This is a genomic window from Chitinivorax tropicus, from assembly GCF_014202905.1.
GTDB classification, from domain to species: domain Bacteria; phylum Pseudomonadota; class Gammaproteobacteria; order Burkholderiales; family SCOH01; genus Chitinivorax; species Chitinivorax tropicus.
The window spans coordinates 144,870-163,152 of sequence record NZ_JACHHY010000006.1 but is presented as its reverse complement, the minus strand read 5'-3'; the positions used below and the strand labels follow the sequence as shown (position 1 = coordinate 163,152).

The following is an 18,283-nucleotide window of genomic DNA, read 5'->3' as shown; positions in this document are numbered from 1 at the left end:
GTAGTCACTATTTATCGCTCCACGCAAGAAATATAGCCTAACCCGCGGGCGCTCTTTTTCGCCGCCCGCATCTGCCGGGTGAAGAGCGCCATGAACGCCATTGAACAAAAACCGCAGGAAAGCCTGCAAGAAAGCCTGCAACAGGTTCAGCGCCTGATTGCACGTCACAAACTGGTTGAAGGGCTCGTCCACAAGCAGGACATGCCTAAACACGACCTGGTCGAAACACTCGTCCATCGACAGAATCTGGTAGAGCTGCAGCACAAACTGGATCTGCTGCACCCAGCCGACATCGCCCACATCCTCGAAGCACTTCCTCTCGACGAACGTCTGTTGGTATGGGATCTGGTCAAGGCCGAGCGGGACGGTGACATCCTGCTTGAAGTCTCCGATGCCGTCCGCGAAACCCTGCTGGCCCACATGGACAGCGACGAGATCCTGGCAGCGGCAGAGCAGCTCGACGCTGACGAGATTGCCGACCTAGCCCCCGACTTGCCGCAAGCTGTTGTCCACGAGTTGATGGACTCACTGGACAAGGAAGAACGAGCGCAGGTTCAAAGTGCTTTGTCCTATGACGAGCACCAGGTGGGCGGGATCATGGATTTCGAAATGGTGACGATCCGTGATGATGTCTCATTGGAAGTGGTCTTACGCTATCTGCGCCGTTTTGAAGAGCTGCCAAACCATACCGACAAACTGTTTGTTGTTGACAAGTCCGACATTCTCAAGGGCATCTTGCCATTGAAACGCTTGTTGGTGAACGACCCAGACATGATGGTGGTCGACATCATGGCGCAGGATGTTGTGACATTTCGCCCGGAAGAGGACGCGGGTGATGCCGCGCAGGCCTTTGAACGTTACGACCTGATCTCCGCGCCGGTGGTTGACAAACAAGGCAAGCTGATTGGCCGTCTGACCGTGGACATGATGGTGGATATCATCCGTGAAGACGCCGAAAATGAAATGCTGAATCTGGCGGGTCTGCGGGAGGATGAAGATTTGTTCTCATCCGTCTGGGCCTCTGCCAAAAACCGCTGGCCTTGGCTTGCCATCAATATCTGCACCGCCTTCGTTGCTTCTCGCGTGATCGGGGCCTTTGAAAACACCATCAGCAGCTTGGTGGCCCTTTCCACTTTGATGACGATTGTCGCTGGCATCGGCGGCAATACAGGCAACCAAACCTCAACCCTGATCATTCGCGGCTTGGCACTGAATCAGATCAACGCCAGCAACGCCCGTCGCCTGATTATCAAAGAGCTGGGCATTGCCCTACTGAACGGTTTGGTGTGGGGAAGCGTCATGGGGCTGATTGCCTGGTTGCTCTACAAACAGGTTTCGCTTGGACTGGTGATGATGGCCGCGATGGTGTTGAACTTTCAAGTGGCAGCGCTGGTGGGCATTTTTGTACCCCTCACCATGCACAAAATGGGGCGCGACCCTGCTTTTGGCTCCAGTGTATTACTGACCGCCACCACAGACAGCATGGGATTCTTCATCTTCTTGGGACTGGCAACCGCATTCCTGCTGTAGTGGCGTTATGCCCTCTATCGAGGGATCAGGGTGGTGTATTGCCCGTTGGCCAACACAAATGGTCGACCATTTTGGCTCGCCACCCTCCCTGGGCCGGGCCTAGCGCAAGCATTTGACTGATTCGCGGACAATCAGCTCCAAAGCCAATGATGGCACGGCAACCGATTCGCCACGGATCAGATGCAATAAGGATTGCGCCGCCACTCGGCCCGCCTCGAAGACAGGCTGGCGTATCGTGGTCAAGGGTGGCGTGACATAACTGGACGCAGGCAAATCATCAAAGCCGATGACCGACACATCCTCTGGCACCCGGATACCCCTGCGATACAGCGCCAGGCGTGCGCCATAAGCGGTGTGGTCATTCGCTGCAAAAATGGCCGAAAACTGTTGGTGGGCCTCCAACAGCAGATTCACCGCCAAGATGCCACCATTCTCCAGAAAATTACCTTGCACGACCAGTTGCGGGTCAAAGGCGATGCCCGCTGCCGCCAATGCGTCCTCATAGCCCTGCAGGCGAGCTTTGGCGTCCCCATGGCCCACCAAGCCGGCAATGAATGCGATCCGTTGATGCCCCATTTCGATCAGATGCTGCATGGCCATACGTGCACCCTGATATTGATCAAATGTGATCCCCAATGCACGGTTCGCTCGCAGCTGATGCCCTGTTGCGACAATGGGGATCCGTTGTGCGTAGGAAGCAATCTGCGATTCCGTCAGCCCGCCGGACAAAATGACGATTCCATCAACCCGACGCGCAATCAGCAGCTCGACACGATTACTCTCTTCATCTGGCCGCCAATGGCCACTGACGATCAACGGGGCATATCCCGTGCCAACCAATGCTGCCTCGATGCCGCGCAACGACTCGGTGAAAAATGGGCTGACTACATCTGGAGTCAATATGCCGATGGTCATGGCCCGACCACTTTTCAGACTCTGTGCCAGCAAATTGGGCCGGTAATTCAGTTGCGCGATGGCTTGCTCTACAGCGCGTCGCTTGGCATCCGACACGCGAGCCGAACCATTGAGGATACGGGAAACCGTTGCAGGTGAAACACCCGCTGCATGTGCGACCTCATGCACAGTTGCTGTTGGCGCATTTTCCGTCATTGTTACTCATCCTCTGCCGCAGCAATTTAAGACAGCCTAATTTTCAATGCAGCAACGATATCCCTATTTTTTACTACTTCCAACTACATATGCCTCAGCGCCCCCTATTTTCAATGAATCGACACAATAACACCACCGATACAGTCGCCTTCTCAAAAAAACCATAAGCCATTGTTTAAATTTAATATTTAACACCACCATAGGATCAATTGATATTCTTTCACCTGCCATCCCTGGTGGCCTGAGAAGATGGCAATTTGAAATCGTTTCCAATTTTCCATGGCTGGGCAGCATCTATTTGGCGTCATGGTAGATTTGAGGAGATCAGTTGCAGAATTCATATGCAATGACATCTCCGGGCCGCTCGTAAATAACCACATCACTACAAGTGATCAAATCTCGTCCAATGCACCCTGCAGATGCCGTTGGTCGGCCCAATGGTCGATTCTCCACTGTCCATCTCGATAGGACAGCCAATTCAATGCCGCATTGGGAATCGGGTAATCTCGTGGCTCATCAATCGGCACACCGGTCACCATGCGGTTCGCCATGTGCAGAACACCACCGTGCGTCACGACCAAGACAGCCTGCCCTGGGTGAGCCGCAACAATCTGCATCAACGCGCCATGCACACGGGATGCGAACCCCGCCAATGACTCTCCTCCATCAGGCGGAATGTAGTCACACTGACGCGAGATATAATTTGCATAAGCATCTGGAAAGCGAGCCTCTGCTTCAGCTGCGGTCAAACCTTGAAACAACCCGAAATGGCGCTCACGTAGTGCTGGCCACTCGATAATTGATAACCCCAATCCCTGAGCCGCCGCTTGCGCTGTTTGGCGTGCACGCAGCAGATCACTACTGTAAATGGCGTGGAAGCCATGCGAAATCAATCCACAGGCAGCCGCAGCAGCCTGCTGCAAACCAATTGCATTGAGGGGGATATCCAAGTGCCCCTGCAGGCGCCGGGCCACATTCCAATCTGTTTCGCCATGGCGAACCAGGCACAACGTCGTCTTCATCTTCAGAATCACAGCAAATATACCAACCGGATAGTAGCACCTTGTCGTCAGACCTTGCCCATGCTTGTCTTGAAGGATCGCACACGCTATGATCATGCCATCGTTGCGCCTCTCGCAATTGATCGTAAGCGTTCAACGTCAATCAACGCGCCAATCTTTCCGGCCATGCCGGGCAGTTCGCTCATTCAATGGGCGATAGGCGCCTTTGTTTGGCCGGATTCAGGAGATCTTCATGAACGCTTCAAATCAACACACCATCCTGTTTGGCATCCCCAAGTTGCCAGCCCGTTACGCCACCGTGGTCATGCCTTTGTTGTTGTCGATCCTGATGACTTGTATCGTCTCGCTGATCAGCACCTTCAAAAGCATCGGCATGTCTCCACAGTTCACGTCGAAGTGGTTGGGCGCATGGGGTATATCATGGCTCATCGCCTTTCCCGTACTACTACTGGTGTTGCCTGTTGTTCGAAAGGCCACAGCAGCGTTGGTCCGGCCAGCCTGAGCCCACCACATGGTGGCAGATTACGCGGCACGCACCCTGTGTATAGCTGACAATGGCAAGTGCGACAGCTCACTTTCGCTGGCAAAGTCTGCTTGAACAGAGGCGCCAACAGGTGTCTGGATACAGGCACCTGTTGCACACACGATAGGCCATTGGTATCGTCATTCCAGTAGCGAGGCTTGATAGAACGGGCTGCCGTCCAATATGCTGTGTGTCCGAATGCAACACCTCGCTGAACAACCAAAGCCCCCCCGATGCAGATACGCCCATACCATCCTGCCGACTGGCCAGCGCTCTGTGAGGTACACGACCCAGCCCGCATGCTTGAGCTGGCGGCCAGTGGCTTGGCCGATGCTTTTCTACCACTCGAACAGGCCGGGCCGACGGAAGGATTGTTTGACGGTACCGTTCTCGTTGCTGAATGGCAGCAGCAGGTGGTGGGGTTTGTCGGATTCACTGATGATGAGTTGACATGGCTGTACGTCCACCCAAGCCATCAGCGCAAGGGTATCGCACGCGGACTGATACGTGCAGCGGTCGCCGCATCGGTGGGGCCATTGGCTTTGGATGTGCTGGTCGGCAACGAAGCCGCGCTTGCCCTCTACCTCAGCGAAGGCTTCCATCACGTCGCCACCATATCAGGCAAACTGGCCGGTAATGAGCAATTCCCTGCGTCGGCTCATGTCCTTTCAAATGGCACCCCAGCCCCCCTTGATGCGGCATAGTGCGGTTTTTTCGCACACTTCAATAACGGATTACCCCTCAGCCAGCCCGAGCCATATTGGCCATGCCTTTTCGAACCACCATCTGGTTCCAGATTCCGCTGACGTGGCTTCACGAGCTGCCTAGACCTGATCACAGGGCTGCCCCGCTGTCACCGACCAAGCTGGCAAATCATGCGGGCGAAGCCACACCATCCAATCAACCACACATTGGCACTCCATTCATAAAATGGTGCAGTATGCGTCACTTTCCATAAATATTTCACCATATTCCAATTTTAACAATCTCTTCTATTACAACCAACTGGCTCTGCTTCACATATTAGCCATAAAAATGTTTTTTGAGACGCATTCTCTCTGTACATACCTAGCGAAATTAGCAAGTCAATACATTCAATATTTCATATAAAGAAAAATTATCAATACATTCATATAAACATTTTAACAAAATGTTCAAATTCATAATCTTACAACATTGCCATTCTTATACCTATGCTATATAAATACATAAACAAAGGATGATATTGGTCCATTTTCTCAATAGCATGGAGAGTGAAAATGATTGATACAGTCTGGCAACAATTGAAAGTCTGGAGAAGGCTGCGGTTCGGCCCGGTACAGTTACATTTCGCTTTTCGCAAGACAGTTCCCGTCACGGCGGGTACGTGGCGACGCGCTGATCGTAACGGCGATCGATTACGCCCGGCCCATGTCGAATTCACTGAAGTACCAATGTCACCTGCGCCAGCTACGCTGGGTACGGCAGTGATCGTTGGCGTGGGGCCAGGGTTCGGGTATGCACTGGCCAACCGACTGGCCGAGGCAGGATACGACCTGGCCTTGCTGTCCCGTAACGCAAATCGTCTCAGCTCACTTTGTGAAATGTTACGAGCTCAGGGGGTGAAGGCCGAATCATATGGCATGGACGCCACGCATGAAATCGACGTTGCATCCACCTTCGCCAAAGTCATTGCCAACCAGGGTACGCCATCCTTGGTCGTCTATTCGCTACAGGAATTCGGCCCTGGCCTGGCACTTGATGTCACTGTGCCCGCCTTCGAAAGCGCCTGGAAGCATAATTGCCTGGGGGCCTTTCTGGTCAGCCAAGCAGCGGGACGCGCGATGAAAGCCGCCGGCAAAGGCAGCATCATTCTGGTCGGCTCGACTTCATCCATCATCGGACGCGAGGGGCACCTCAACCTGGCTATCGGCAAATTCAGCCAGCGCGCGCTGGCTCAGGTTCTATCAAGGGAGCTATGGCCCCATGGTGTGCATGTGGCCCACGTGCTGATCGACGCAGATATTGACGAGCCCGATGCGGAATCGTCGGAGCCCATCCACTCCGACCCGGATGACATTGCCCAATCCATCGTGGCACTACACCATCAGCCACGTACCGCCTGGTCAAGCGAGATCGATCTGCGACCCTGGAACGAGCGATTCTGGGAACATTGTTGAATGCTGGAGATGCGATCTCAAGCGCCACACCAATCAGTCTCAATCAGCAGAAAACGAACACTTTGCCACAGGCCGACAGTTACACCTGTCGGCCTTTCCGTTACCATGGCGTGATCTTGATATCGCTCCCGAAACCCTTATGTATAGCCCCGCGCATTTTCAGGAAAATGATCTGTCCGTCTTGGTCGATCTGATCAGGCAATTTCCGCTGGCAACGGTCATCCGCCATGGTGCTACAGGGTTGGAGGCTGATCATATCCCCCTGTTGTATGAAACCAATCCAGACACGCCCGGCAAGCTGCTCGGTCATGTTGCCCGGCAGAACCCCCTCTGGGAGCAGTCCGCAGGCCAGGAGCTGTTGGTGGTGTTTCAAGGTCCATCCACCTACATTTCGCCCAACTGGTATGCCACAAAACCGGAAACCGGCAAAGTGGTGCCGACTTGGAACTATGCTGTCGTGCATGCCTACTGCACACTGACGGCATTGCCAGACTCTGCGGATGTATTGCCTATCGTGCGCCGTTTGACCGACCATCATGAAGCCACACAGGCCAACCCTTGGCGGGTCAGCGATGCCCCTGATGAATTCATTGCGCAACTGGCAAACCATATCGTCGGCATTGAACTGCAGATCAACCGCCTGCAAGGCAAGTGGAAAGTCAGTCAAAATCAGCCTGCATGCAATCGACAATCTGTTGCGCAGAGCTTGTGCGCGCAGGGGTCGGATACACAGGACCACATGGCCCAGTTGGTACAAGCCCACAGCCAATCCATGTAGGCCAGGGGCGCGAGGAAAGGGTATTCAGCTGATGGATCGGGCAGCCCACCCGCAGAGCTGCCTGTGGCTTACCTCATCACACCTCTTCAGCGGATCTGGACACGATACAGCCACCGGAACAGCACCGTTGCCACCAACGCACCCACCAGCTGCGCCACCGTAAAGCCCAGTACATCTACCGGACGGATGCCAGCAAACGTATCGGTGAAAGCTCTGGCCACGGTGACCGCAGGGTTGGCGAATGACGTGGAAGCGGTGAACCAATAAGCAGCCGTGATATATGCCGCCACCGCAAAAGGTGTGATATTGGGCCGACTCTGACTACTACCGATGATGACCGCCACAAGGCCAAAGGTGGCTACGCATTCGCTCCACCACTGTGCAGGGCCAGTCCGCACATGCTGCGATAATGAGAACAAAGGCTCTCCGAACATCAGATGTGCAGCCGCCACACCCAACAGCGCGCCCAACATCTGAGCCAAGATGTAGACAGGCGCTTCTCGCCAGCGCAATTGCCCCTGCCAAGCAGCGGACAAAGTGACCACCGGGTTGAAATGCGCACCGGAAATGGGGCCGAAGGTAAGGATCAACGCCACCAGCCCTGCGCCGGTTGCCAATGTATTCGCCAGCAACGCCAAGCCCACGCTCCCACCCGCCAGCCGCTCACCCATGATGCCGGAGCCCACCACCGTGGCCAGTAACAATGCCGCGCCCAAGCCCTCTGCCACACCTCGACGTGCTACGGTCATACTGGCTGATTCCCAATGGTTTGCAACGCCTGCTTGATTGCAGGCAGATCGAGTTCATCCAACTGCAGTTTCATCAGCTGTTCCACCTTACGTCGGATCTGCTGGCAAATAGTGTGGAATGCCTCACGCTTGTACTCGTCGCTCCCAACCACGGCAGCCGGGTCCTCAAAGCCCCAATGCGCCGCCACTGGCTGGCCTGGCCAAACCGGGCAGACTTCACCCGCAGCGTTGTCACACACGGTGAGGATGAAATCCATGGCCGGGGCGTCGGGCTGGGTAAACTCATCCCAGCTTTTACTGCGTAGTGCATCGGTCGGGTAACCCAATACCGCAACCTGCTCAACGGCAAAAGGATTCACTTTACCTGTGGGATGGCTGCCAGCGCTGAATGCACGAAAGCGCCCCTGCCCCAGAATATTGATCAACGCCTCAGCCATGATGCTGCGTGCGGAATTCCCGGTACACAGCACCAGGATGTGATAGGTCTTGTCTGTCATGGTCATGCTCATGTGTGATGGATTCAACAACAGCTGCCGTTTGTAGTCCGCTGACCAGTCGGCACACAGCAAGCCGAGGTGCTGCTGGTCTGCACCAGCGGGATACAGCAAGCAGCCTCCTGACTTGCAGTCGCCTGTGGCTCGCCAAACATCGGAATGCTGTCCAAAGTGTGGAAAGTTTCCCAGGCAATACCTTGTGGATCATTCACCCAATACTTGTCTGATTTGGCATAGCAGCAAGCAGCGCCTGCCTCTTCGACCACTGATTCCTGCAAGGTCTGCAATCGCTGGTGCATCTCGGCCAGCTCATCTGCCGACTCAATCTGTATCCCCAGATGGTTGAGCCCCATGGCTGCGCCACGTTGTGAAATGGCAAAATTGACACGCGGATCATCGAGCATCCATTTTGCGTAGTCTGGCTTGTTGACAGTCGGCTGACTCGCAAACATTGCCGAATAGAAACGGATACTCTCAGCCAGATTGTCAACAGAGATATGTACATGCAAGCGTTTCATGATGACCTCTCTTCAGGGTTGGCGCAGGCTGGCGAACAGCCCGGCATACAGGATTGGCCCCCACAGCAGTTCTCGGTCAGGAAGGCCAGCAAAGCATTCATGGCATCGAAGTGCGCGGTATAGATGACAAACCGTCCTTCTTGGCGCGATGTCACCATCCCGGCATGGGTCAGCTCTTTCATATGAAAAGACAGTGAGGAAGGCGCAATACCCGTGATCTCACCAATCTTGCCAGCAGACAATCCTGCCAAGCCCGCTTGGACCAGCGCACGGAAGATCGCCAGACGGGATTCCTGAGCTAATGCAGCCAAGGCTGCGATGACAGTTTTCGTTTCCATATTTCAATAATAGTTGAAATATTGAATTATGCAAGCTGTTTGTAAACGTACCACATGCTCCTGTAGGTTGACGCAGTTGGTGAAAAACGTGCCAGGTTAGTGAAAAACTGCTGCCAGAAATAATGAACAATTACTGATTGCAGATATAGCTGAACGCCGGTCATTTCCAGTGTTCCGGTGATTGGCTATTTCGGACGGCTTTCTAGATACAGCGTCTCAGGCGTCGCTGCTGAACATGAGAAGCAGTGTCGTTCAAGAAAAGACAAAGCGCCCAAGGGGCGCTTTGTAATTTGGCGGGGGAGTCTGCTCTTACCCACCACTTGCAGCGAACGTTCTAGCTTCCCTCAGTGATCTGTTGCCTTAACCCCCAGAGACTTGGCGCCATTACACTTGCATTTCAGGTTTACTTTGACCTTCATTTCTTGCTCCTTTTCTTTGGCGAACCATCGATTGAGAACTTTACCTCCAACATTGAAATGATGGAGGCGAGGATCAGCAGACCACCTAGGAAGTCTCCGAGCATCCCACCCACAAGTAGCAGAGCAGGTAAGTCATTAACTGCTGCCAGTCTAGGCCACTTTGAAGCGAGACGCAAAGATAACGGAGGACTTCTCCGTCTGATGAACTCGCACGCTAGACCTACTCACTCCTTCCGGGCGACAAGAAGATAATCCTCCATGCCCGAATGCGGTAACATGCTAATTGCGTGTTTTGCGTGATTCAAAAAGCTCATCCACATACCGCTAAAGCATTCACGGCAACCGGCGTGGTGCTTTTATGGCCGATGGTCAGACCTACTGCTTACGGGAAAAAAATAACATGGGCAAGAAGTCCCGAGAAAAGAGAGAGCGCCGACTCGCGCGAATGGATGGCGATCCTGGCTTTCTGATGCGTGAGATGCTCAGGTTTCATGATCGAGTTGCTTACGAAGATGATCAGGAAAATCCATTTCACAAGCGACTCGAGGCAACACGCGCGTTGCTCCGCCAATATCGGCGCCTTGATGCCGCGATTGCCCTGAGTGTCTCTGAGTTGTGGCCTGCCAACTCGGGAAGCCCCATTAAACACATCTATGCCTGGGGCGTTCTGCTAGACCTCCCGGAAAATGCTCAAGGAGGGATGCCCATCGCTAGCTACGTAGACTTCAAGGCGTTTGCGGAGAAGCTATATAAGACGTGGCCAGAGTTCCCGATGCTTGAAGACTTCTCTCCCGAGACGGACTGGGGTCAAACCAAGGTACGCCTTGGCCGGGCCTTTGTCCCAATGTTCTACGGTAGCTGCATTGAGCGCACACCCGACTTCGTAGAGGCATTCCGCATCACTTACGCGCATATTCCCGAAGCCCTAGCCCAAATGGATCTTGCTGTCGCGTTGCAAGCGCGGATCATCGAGGCAATGCCCAGCCTGGGGGCTACCTCCGCGGAAGAGTCACAACGTGCTCTCGTCGAGGTGCCTCCTGAGGACTTCTGGCTAGCTTGTCGGTCAACGCTGCTGCAGGTCGGCGCAGATATTGCTGAGTGGCGAAACAAGGCTAGCAGCGTGCTAGAGACTGGCTTTGGCACTTTCAAGGCACCGCTAACTTGGAGTGCCTTCGGTGACGCCGCAATGCAGGGGGCAGCTCTTCCTTTCTTAGCGGTCGAAAGCGACGGCACTTGGGTGCCGATGTCAGTTCGCAGCGCCCCGGGAGTTGTCGTTGACCATTGGGCCAACAAAGAATTGGATGGAGTCAGCACTCATACCCACAGGACGCTTGCTCGGTTTGTTGCCGAGCGATTCCGAGGGACGGTCATGGGTCCCCTGACGCTCTTTGTCGGTGAAACTGCCTGTGAAGACCTCCCTGTCAGCTGCGTTATCTCGGCCGACTCTGGTGTGTATCTCATTTGCGCATGTGACCACGCATCGAATGAGCGGCTATCAATCGCAGCGAAAGGTACGTACGCCAAAGTGAGACGCGGCGCACCGATCCACTTCCGTCTCGCTGACGGGCGCGGACTTATGTTGTCCAAGGATGGAACCACAGGACCGAGCGCCGACGACATTAGAATCATCATTGTGGTCACCCTGGCTGGCACGGCATTTGGCTCCATAGCTGTACCCGAGAGGCCCGCACGCCTGCTACCGCTGGCGGACTTCATCACCATCTTCGATTGTCTGAGTGACCTCGACGAGTTGGAACGCTACTGGAAATTCGTTGACTCTCATAGACGCTCTCTCAGCCCCTTCTCGACCGGTCCTGCGGACCTATATGCGTCATTCAAGGACACACACGGTGTACTTGTTGAAGGGGCGATTTCACCCCCCTTTATAGGATTGGATACTCACTGGGGAACCTCCTGGCGTTTCAAGGCGCTTGCTGACTTCTGGTCACTTGCACCGAGCGTATTTCCAGACGGTTCTGCTGGCTGGCGGCTGACCAATGGCACTGAAGGCGTCGTTGATCTCCAATCGCGCCATCATAAGGCAATGGCGTACTCAACATCAGTCGGCACCTGCACCGTCCAAACCCTACTGGAAATCTCTGAAGATCTGCGGGTCAATGATGCTCGCATGGTCGACATGTTCGCCCAACTGCTCGCGGACTGCACCTATCGGTGCAGAGAGCTGATGTCAGACATCCCACTCTTTCGACAGCAACATATTTTGTTCATCTGCCGGTCCGACCCATCCAAACCTATTAGCGATGATGAGGCTCCCCTGCCAATTGAGGAATTCGAGCAAGCAGTATATGCAGCGAAAGAAGATCCCGTACGTAAGGGCTTGTTTCAACTGCAAGTTAATACTCGCGCGGTCCTTGCGGGGCTAAACGCAGCTAAAGATGGATCGTTTGAAGTTCGTTGCTTACTGGAAACACTTGAAAGGAGTCACGCTGCATGCGGCTTGGAACTGCCCAACGACTTTGCCAAGCGGCTTTGTAACAAGGCATCGGAACCAGCTCGGTACCACCTGAGAGTTGCAGCTAGATATGTTGATGTCCCTGATTACGTGGAGCCTGTCATCCCCTCTCCCACAGACTACAAGCTTGCACGCAAGCATTTGGCCACGGAAATCATGGAGCTTGGTTTGGAGCCAGGTCGATATGAGCTGTCAGATGCCAAGGCAAGGATTGATCCTGCCAGCACCCGTTTGCGTCTTTATATCGAGAATCGGCTCGCATCCCTCGACAGGCATCAACTTATTCGAGCATTCATTGAGCAGCACGATGCACTTCTTGTAACCGAGAGAATGAAGATTCAACGGGCCCGCCAGAGCCTCGCCCATGCGGTTGACTACGACAGGCTAGATGCCGTTGAAGAAGCTCGGAAAGAATTCGGCTCCACAGCTCGTCACTATCGATATCTACTGGAAAAAACAGTTAGCTCACCGACGACCGACAATGTGGAAGTCACTGATGAGGTACTGCGCGAGTTGGTTGGCTTGGTTGATTGGTTCATGGTGCTTACCGGAGCCAGCGATGTCCTACATAACGGCATAGACGTTGGTGGCGTCGTGATCGACGATTCGTACATTCCAGAGGTTTTCTACTCTACCGGCTCCGACGACCGCGAGACCGACTTCTCACGCGAGTATGCGAAGTCACGGCTGGGGCTTGGAGCAAACAGCGAAGATGCGGTGGAAGGTGTGTCGGAAGATTTACTGTCCTCAGAGAAGCTCAAGAGTGCTTTCGTCGCCGACTTGGGATTTGAGCTGCAGAGCCTAGTCACTGCTCTCGCAGTCTTGTCACAAGCTCAGAGGTATGGTTTCGGCGATGAGCTAGCGCTCTCTTATGCCGCCGCTCCAAGCCGTGTCGCACAGGGACTGGCCGACAACATTGAGGGGCTTGATCTTGTACAAGCTGAAAGGATTGTGGCATTCCTCACGCTTTCAGAGAAAGGCGTTCGCCGACTGTCCGGAAAGGATGTCGACGAGGCCGACGTCCCGTACTGGGAGCACAGTAAGCGAATCCATCGATACGCAATCAGGCCACTGATTGTCGATGGCACAGACTTGCGTTGGGGTGCAGAAGCGGCTAGTCGGTCGATGTACAACTGGATGTCGGCGGTGCGGGATGGTTATCTCCCTGCAGACTTTGGGTGGCCCCATGTTGAAGCAGTCATTCGAGAGGTCAAGGCGAGCATCGAGAGTCGGCTGGAGCTTCGCACCGAAGAGATATTCCGGAGGTACACTTCATTCGTCAAGCAGGGCATCGACTTCTTCAGGAAGTTTCGCAGGGAGGGATTCGAGGACGTTGGTGACTTCGACGTTTTCGCCTACTGGCCAGATGCAAACCTGCTCGTGACGGTAGAGTGCAAGTACAACCAGCCTGCCTACACAGTAAAAGATGGCCGTCGACTTCGTGACCGGATATTCGGCAAAGTGGAGGACGACAATGCTGGGCAATTCAGTAGAATCCTGCGTCGAAGGAAGTTTCTCGAGAAGAACTGCGCAAGGATGCTTGAGCTTTTGAAGTGGCCCAAATTGGAAGCCGAGCCCCTCAGGCATATTGAGCTCTACGTGAGCCGTGACGTTTACTACTGGATGGTCCATCCGCCTTACCCTGTTCCGACCAAGTTCGTGCGAGTGGACACACTGGACACCTGGATCAAGACTGAGCTCAGCGCGTCGTGTAGTCATGTCTGATAGCATCAAAAACACCGCAATCACTGCGGCTGGCTACGTTTACCAAAATCGGCAGGGACTCAAGGTCCTGTGCGATTGGCTCGACGCACCGGCCCGCTACAGCCGGGTGAGGTTCGAGTGCGACGACGAGAACGTAGCGCCAACAGGGCTGGACGACATCGTCATTGAACGAAGTGATGGTGTCATCGACCTTTTCCAGGTCAAGTTTACCCCCAACCCGGACGCGCATCTGCTTTCCTGGGATTGGATGCTCGAGAAGGCTGGCAAGACAGCGCGGTCGAGGTCGATGCTTCGCAAGTGGTTCGACGCCTTCAAAAAGCTTGATACCGTGCGCATTGGCGAGATCTCGCTCATAACAAACCGCCGACCGGATGCCGCCATCGAAGCCTGTCTGGATGCTGGTGGGATTTCCTTCGCCAAGATCCCCGAGCCGAGGCGCTCGGAGGTCATCGCTGAGTTTGGCAGCGCCGCAGACTGCGAAGAGTTTTTCAGCCAGCTACGCATTCGGCACAGCGATAAGGGTTACGTCACACTGGAGCACGAGGTCGATGCGCGACTTCGGATGCATGGCACCCCGGAAGGGATCGCGATCCTAAAAAACGTGGCTCTGAACTGGGCGACGCAGAAGAACTTCCCCGCTCCTGACGGCTGGATCATGCTGGCAGATGTCCGCGCCATCCTGCGGGCGTCACCGCCAGCACCGCTGCCTGAAGACTTCGTTGTCCCCAAGGGGTATGAGGTCCCCGACGCCACGTTCCACCAGGAGTTTGTCCGAGACGCAATCGGTGCTGCCGGGAAGGCGATTGTTCTGACAGGGCCGCCTGGCCGAGGAAAGAGCACTTACCTGAGCGCCTTGTGCGACACACTCGTCAAACGGGATATCCCGACGGTGCGCCATCACTACTTCCTCTCGACGACGGAGCGTGGCCGCGACCGGGTGAACAGCTACGTGGTCGAACAGTCCATTAGGGCTCAGGTTAAGCAGCTTGGCGAGGGTGTCCCGGCTACGGTAGGCAGCCTGCGCGCTCTCCTGGAGGAGTGCGCTTCCCACTACAAGGAGCAGGGCAAGCCGCTCGTGCTCATCCTAGATGGTCTGGATCATGTCTGGCGCACCAATGCGGAGGACAAGCAGCCGCTGGACGACCTATTTGCTCAGGTGATCCCTTGTCCGGACAACATGGTGCTGCTCGTCGGTACGCAACCTGTGGATGATGCACAGTTGCCGAGGGATCTCCTCGCTTGGGCGCCAAAGGTAGAATGGCGTACGTTGCCGGCAATGTCTGGAAACGCAGTTCTTTCCTACCTTCGTAAGGCAGTTCAAGAGGGAAGACTCACGACTGGATTCGAGGACAGGGAACAGGCTGAGGAACAACTTCAAAAAGCAGCATCCGCCCTCCATGCAAGGACCAACGGCCACCCCCTTCACGTTATCTACGCCACCGCAGAGCTGGAATATGCTGGTCGCAATCTGTCCAGTTGGGACGTCGAGCGGCTAAAGGGGGACCTGAGCAAGGATGCCAAGTTCTACTATGCATCGCTTTGGGAGAATCTACTTCCAAGCCTGAAGGACACGTTGCGGCTGGTCTGTGCCTTCCCGTTCTTCTGGCCAAGGACGGCGTTCGGTGAGATTGCCACCGAGATCAAGACTGTAAAACCTGAAGTCGGGAGCGTGGAGCATTTGCTCCATTCGTCTACGGCCGGCCTAAAGGTTTTCCACGAGAGCCTGGCGGTTTTCGTACGCACTACAGCTAACTACGAAGACCGCATCAAGGAGCTGATGCCTGTAGTCGCGAACTGGCTGGAAAGATGGGCTCCCACCTCGCTGCGCGTGAACTGGCTCTGGACGGTTCAAGCGAGGCTGGGCGACCCGAAGAACCTCATCAAAGGACTCACCCGCGACTGGATCATGCTTCGCCTTGAGGAGGGATACCCAGAGTCGCTGTTCGACACACTGCTCTCGGAAGCCCTGATTGCCGCGCTTGAGACCACCGAGTTCGCGGATGCTTATCGCCTGGAGCATCTCAAGGCCCGGATGGTTGGTGGCAGCGAGTTCCAGATGCAGAACGACGACCTGGCTAGACTCATCTCCTTCACATTGACGCTAGCTCCGGAGGAAGGCGTAGTACGTGAGGCCGTTGCCTCCAGACATGAGACGGACATCCTGCGCGTCGCCGCACTTGGGCTGGCCCTACGTGCTCGTGGTGACCAGGTTTTGGCTGAAACGTGTGGTGAAGAGGCGCTTCGTCGGTTCAGGGGCTTGAGCCGGTTCTCCGACAGGTATGGATCGAGAACGGGGTCTGATGAGTTCGAGTTCTTGGTTGGCGCATTCGCGCAACTAGGCGCCATCGGCGCCACTCCTGTGGAACTTGCTAGGCTGGTAGCTGAGAACAGCCCGGTCGTATGGCTGCCTCGAGTCCGGATGTTGGTTGAGGAGCGCAATCTAGACGACTTGATGACGGTTGTTGCCTCGCTTGCAAGCGGGGAGAACAAGAACATCATCAGCGATGCATGCATCCGCGCGGCCGCGAAGGCGGGGGTAAGCATTGCCGGGCGCGATGACTTCGACGCTCTAGCCCGAACTCCCTTCGTTGCTACAGTGGAGGCGGCGCTCACACGTTCCTCCAAGCCGCTCAACGAACCGATCCCGGTGGAGTGGCTGAAGGGCGACTACTACGAACGCAAGGAAGACTTGGCGGCGCTCGCGTACCACTGGTTCTTCAGCGCCGTGCATCTAGGCCTGTGCATGGCTGCGGAGGACCAGACTGCCTTCGAGTTTGCGCGAGCCCCAATCTATGAAGACAGAGAGAACATCACCGACTTCCTCAATGCGCTCTCCGCCGTCGGTGCCCAGATCGCGCATCACTGGTGGCGCGGGGAGTTCGTGGATTTCCATGCGCTTTTTGCGTTGCTCGAGCCAGTCGAGTTCCGACGATTCAGGCAGAGCCATAACTGGAGTTTGGCAGCCGAGGACTTTAGACGGGCGCTACATCGCATCGCTTGTGACATCCGCCTTGGCAGCATCTTGTTGGCCAACTGCGGCGATGTGGCCCTGACCGAAGAAACCATGGAAGCGGCTAGGCAGTACACCTGGTTCGACGGCGCGTCTTTCCGCGCCCAATACGCAGCCGGGTCACTGACCAGAATGGCCGATAAAGCGGCTGCGGCGTTCGTTCAGTCTCAACGTTCATTGCTTGATGCGGAGGTCTGGGAGGAAACCAGCGTGCGCCTTCAGACGCCGCTACAACTCTGCGCGATTGCGCTGGCACACAACTTGATGACAGAAGCTCGTCAGCTCTGCAGGCAGACCTGGGAGCTAACGACAGGCTATGGGCATCGCAAAGATCCGACGCTGAACAACTCGGTCGATGCCATCGGCTACCTGGTGGACGTTGCTGCGGAGGATGCCCGCCGGTTGCTCGCCCGGGTCGCGCCGCAGATCCACCATGTCCTGAAGTACACGGATGGAAAAGGCACGAGGCATGTCCTGGCAGAGGCCGATTGCCTGCTAGCGAAGTTGAAGCCTTCGGCGTTGGTGGTCAAGTATGAGGAGCACACGCACGCGGGCGACTGGTCGCAGGCAGAGAACAGCCTGCGAGCGTACGTGGAGCAGGGGGTGAAGGAAGGGTGGCCCCTGGACGCACTGATGCGCACAGGTCTGCACCCCGAAATACGCGACACCCTTCTGCAACTTGTTCGGGAGGGCAGCTCGAGCGCTGTCGAGCGACTACGCATCCTCGAGGAGCACGGTGGATGGGACATGGGGTTGCTACAGCGTCAAGAGCACTCCGGGAGCGGCATTGAAAGCAAACCCTATGAGGGCGACGCGACGACTTTTGAGCCAGAACAATTAGACGACCTGCTCGAGAGTTTGTCGGAAAGCCACAGCGAGCGAACGCGGCTTCTTCGTGCCTGGTATCAGCACTGGGCCACGAAGGGTCAAGGCAAGAGGTTGCTCGATGCCCTCGACGGACTGCTCCTATCAGAAGAAGGGCGGCATAGGGACGTCCTGCTCCTGTCCGACCTCGCCTTTCATACGAGGCGCAAGCTGAGCGGGGTAAATGCAGCATGGAAGTACCTTGTCCGTGCGCAGATACTGAGCGGCGGGTGGATCGGGTACATGGAGAGCGAGACCAAGACCCGCAGCAGGCTCGATTTGGTGGCTGAAAACTACCCACAGCGATGCGACGAGTTTGTGGTCCAGACGACCTACGGCATGTTCGACAACCCCGTGCCGCCGCGCGTTGCACCCACGGATGTGATGGTCTATTTCTATGCACGACAGGGGCGCATCGCGGAAGCCGTGAGGTTCGCGGAGACCATGATCAACTGCGTCATCGAGGACACCCGTACCCTCCCGCTGGAGCAGCCTCGCTGGGCGGCTGAGTTGGCCTCGTCTTCTTCGTCGGGGACTTGATGGACGAGCTTCGCATTCTCATAGCCCGCCT

General features: G+C 55.5%; 13 protein-coding genes. 7 read left to right on the top strand and 6 right to left on the bottom strand.

Annotation, left to right across the window (positions count from 1 at the left end):
• Nucleotides 1–90: 90 nt before the first annotated feature.
• Nucleotides 91–1,530, top strand: coding sequence for a magnesium transporter (gene mgtE / locus HNQ59_RS06525; protein WP_184036741.1), 1,440 nt, complete (start codon nt 91–93; stop codon nt 1,528–1,530).
• A 99-nt stretch (nt 1,531–1,629) separates the two neighbouring features.
• Here mgtE and HNQ59_RS06520 read toward each other — a convergent pair whose 3' ends face one another.
• Both HNQ59_RS06520 and HNQ59_RS06515 read right to left on the bottom strand, forming a co-directional pair.
• Nucleotides 1,630–2,640 (bottom strand): LacI family DNA-binding transcriptional regulator, encoded by a 1,011-nt coding sequence (locus HNQ59_RS06520; RefSeq protein ID WP_184036739.1) that lies wholly within the window; start codon nt 2,638–2,640, stop codon nt 1,630–1,632.
• A 392-nt stretch (nt 2,641–3,032) separates the two neighbouring features.
• Nucleotides 3,033–3,662, bottom strand: coding sequence for a histidine phosphatase family protein (locus HNQ59_RS06515; protein ID WP_184036737.1), 630 nt, complete (start codon nt 3,660–3,662; stop codon nt 3,033–3,035).
• 232 nt (nt 3,663–3,894) lie between these two features.
• Here HNQ59_RS06515 and HNQ59_RS06510 point away from each other — a divergent pair, with 232 nt between their 5' ends.
• From HNQ59_RS06510 to HNQ59_RS06495, 4 genes are all read left to right on the top strand, one after another.
• Nucleotides 3,895–4,164, top strand: coding sequence for a DUF2798 domain-containing protein (locus tag HNQ59_RS06510; RefSeq protein ID WP_184036735.1), 270 nt, complete (start codon nt 3,895–3,897; stop codon nt 4,162–4,164).
• 254 nt (nt 4,165–4,418) lie between these two features.
• The gene (locus tag HNQ59_RS06505) at nt 4,419–4,889 is read left to right on the top strand and encodes a GNAT family N-acetyltransferase (RefSeq protein ID WP_184036733.1); all 471 of its coding nucleotides are present in this window, start codon (nt 4,419–4,421) and stop codon (nt 4,887–4,889) included.
• Between the two features lie 555 nt (nt 4,890–5,444).
• The gene (locus HNQ59_RS06500; RefSeq protein WP_184036730.1) at nt 5,445–6,344 is read left to right on the top strand and encodes an SDR family NAD(P)-dependent oxidoreductase; all 900 of its coding nucleotides are present in this window, start codon (nt 5,445–5,447) and stop codon (nt 6,342–6,344) included.
• 139 nt (nt 6,345–6,483) lie between these two features.
• Nucleotides 6,484–7,122, top strand: a complete 639-nt coding sequence (locus HNQ59_RS06495) for an FMN-binding negative transcriptional regulator (RefSeq protein ID WP_184036727.1) — start codon at nt 6,484–6,486, stop codon at nt 7,120–7,122.
• A gap of 86 nt (nt 7,123–7,208) precedes the next feature.
• On the opposite strand, the gene HNQ59_RS06490 is transcribed toward HNQ59_RS06495, so the two are convergent.
• The 4 genes from HNQ59_RS06490 to HNQ59_RS06475 are packed head-to-tail and all read right to left on the bottom strand — an operon-like array spanning nt 7,209 to nt 9,221.
• Complete coding sequence (locus HNQ59_RS06490) at nt 7,209–7,871, bottom strand: MIP/aquaporin family protein (protein ID WP_184036724.1); 663 nt, start codon at nt 7,869–7,871, stop codon at nt 7,209–7,211.
• Complete coding sequence (locus tag HNQ59_RS06485) at nt 7,868–8,368, bottom strand: arsenate reductase ArsC (RefSeq protein ID WP_184036721.1); 501 nt, start codon at nt 8,366–8,368, stop codon at nt 7,868–7,870. The genes HNQ59_RS06490 and HNQ59_RS06485 overlap by 4 nt, the downstream gene beginning before the upstream one ends.
• A gap of 23 nt (nt 8,369–8,391) precedes the next feature.
• Nucleotides 8,392–8,883: an ArsI/CadI family heavy metal resistance metalloenzyme gene (locus HNQ59_RS06480; protein WP_184036718.1), complete on the bottom strand. Its 492-nt coding sequence runs from the start codon at nt 8,881–8,883 to the stop codon at nt 8,392–8,394.
• Nucleotides 8,880–9,221: an ArsR/SmtB family transcription factor gene (locus tag HNQ59_RS06475; protein ID WP_184036715.1), complete on the bottom strand. Its 342-nt coding sequence runs from the start codon at nt 9,219–9,221 to the stop codon at nt 8,880–8,882. The genes HNQ59_RS06480 and HNQ59_RS06475 overlap by 4 nt, the downstream gene beginning before the upstream one ends.
• 819 nt (nt 9,222–10,040) lie before the next feature.
• On the opposite strand from HNQ59_RS06475, the gene HNQ59_RS06470 reads away from it, so the two are divergent.
• Together HNQ59_RS06470 and HNQ59_RS06465 are read left to right on the top strand one after the other, a co-directional pair.
• Nucleotides 10,041–13,838 (top strand): hypothetical protein, encoded by a 3,798-nt coding sequence (locus tag HNQ59_RS06470; protein WP_184036712.1) that lies wholly within the window; start codon nt 10,041–10,043, stop codon nt 13,836–13,838.
• Nucleotides 13,831–18,252 (top strand): ATP-binding protein, encoded by a 4,422-nt coding sequence (locus HNQ59_RS06465; RefSeq protein ID WP_184036709.1) that lies wholly within the window; start codon nt 13,831–13,833, stop codon nt 18,250–18,252. Before HNQ59_RS06470 ends, HNQ59_RS06465 begins: the two co-directional genes overlap by 8 nt.
• Nucleotides 18,253–18,283: the final 31 nt, after the last annotated feature.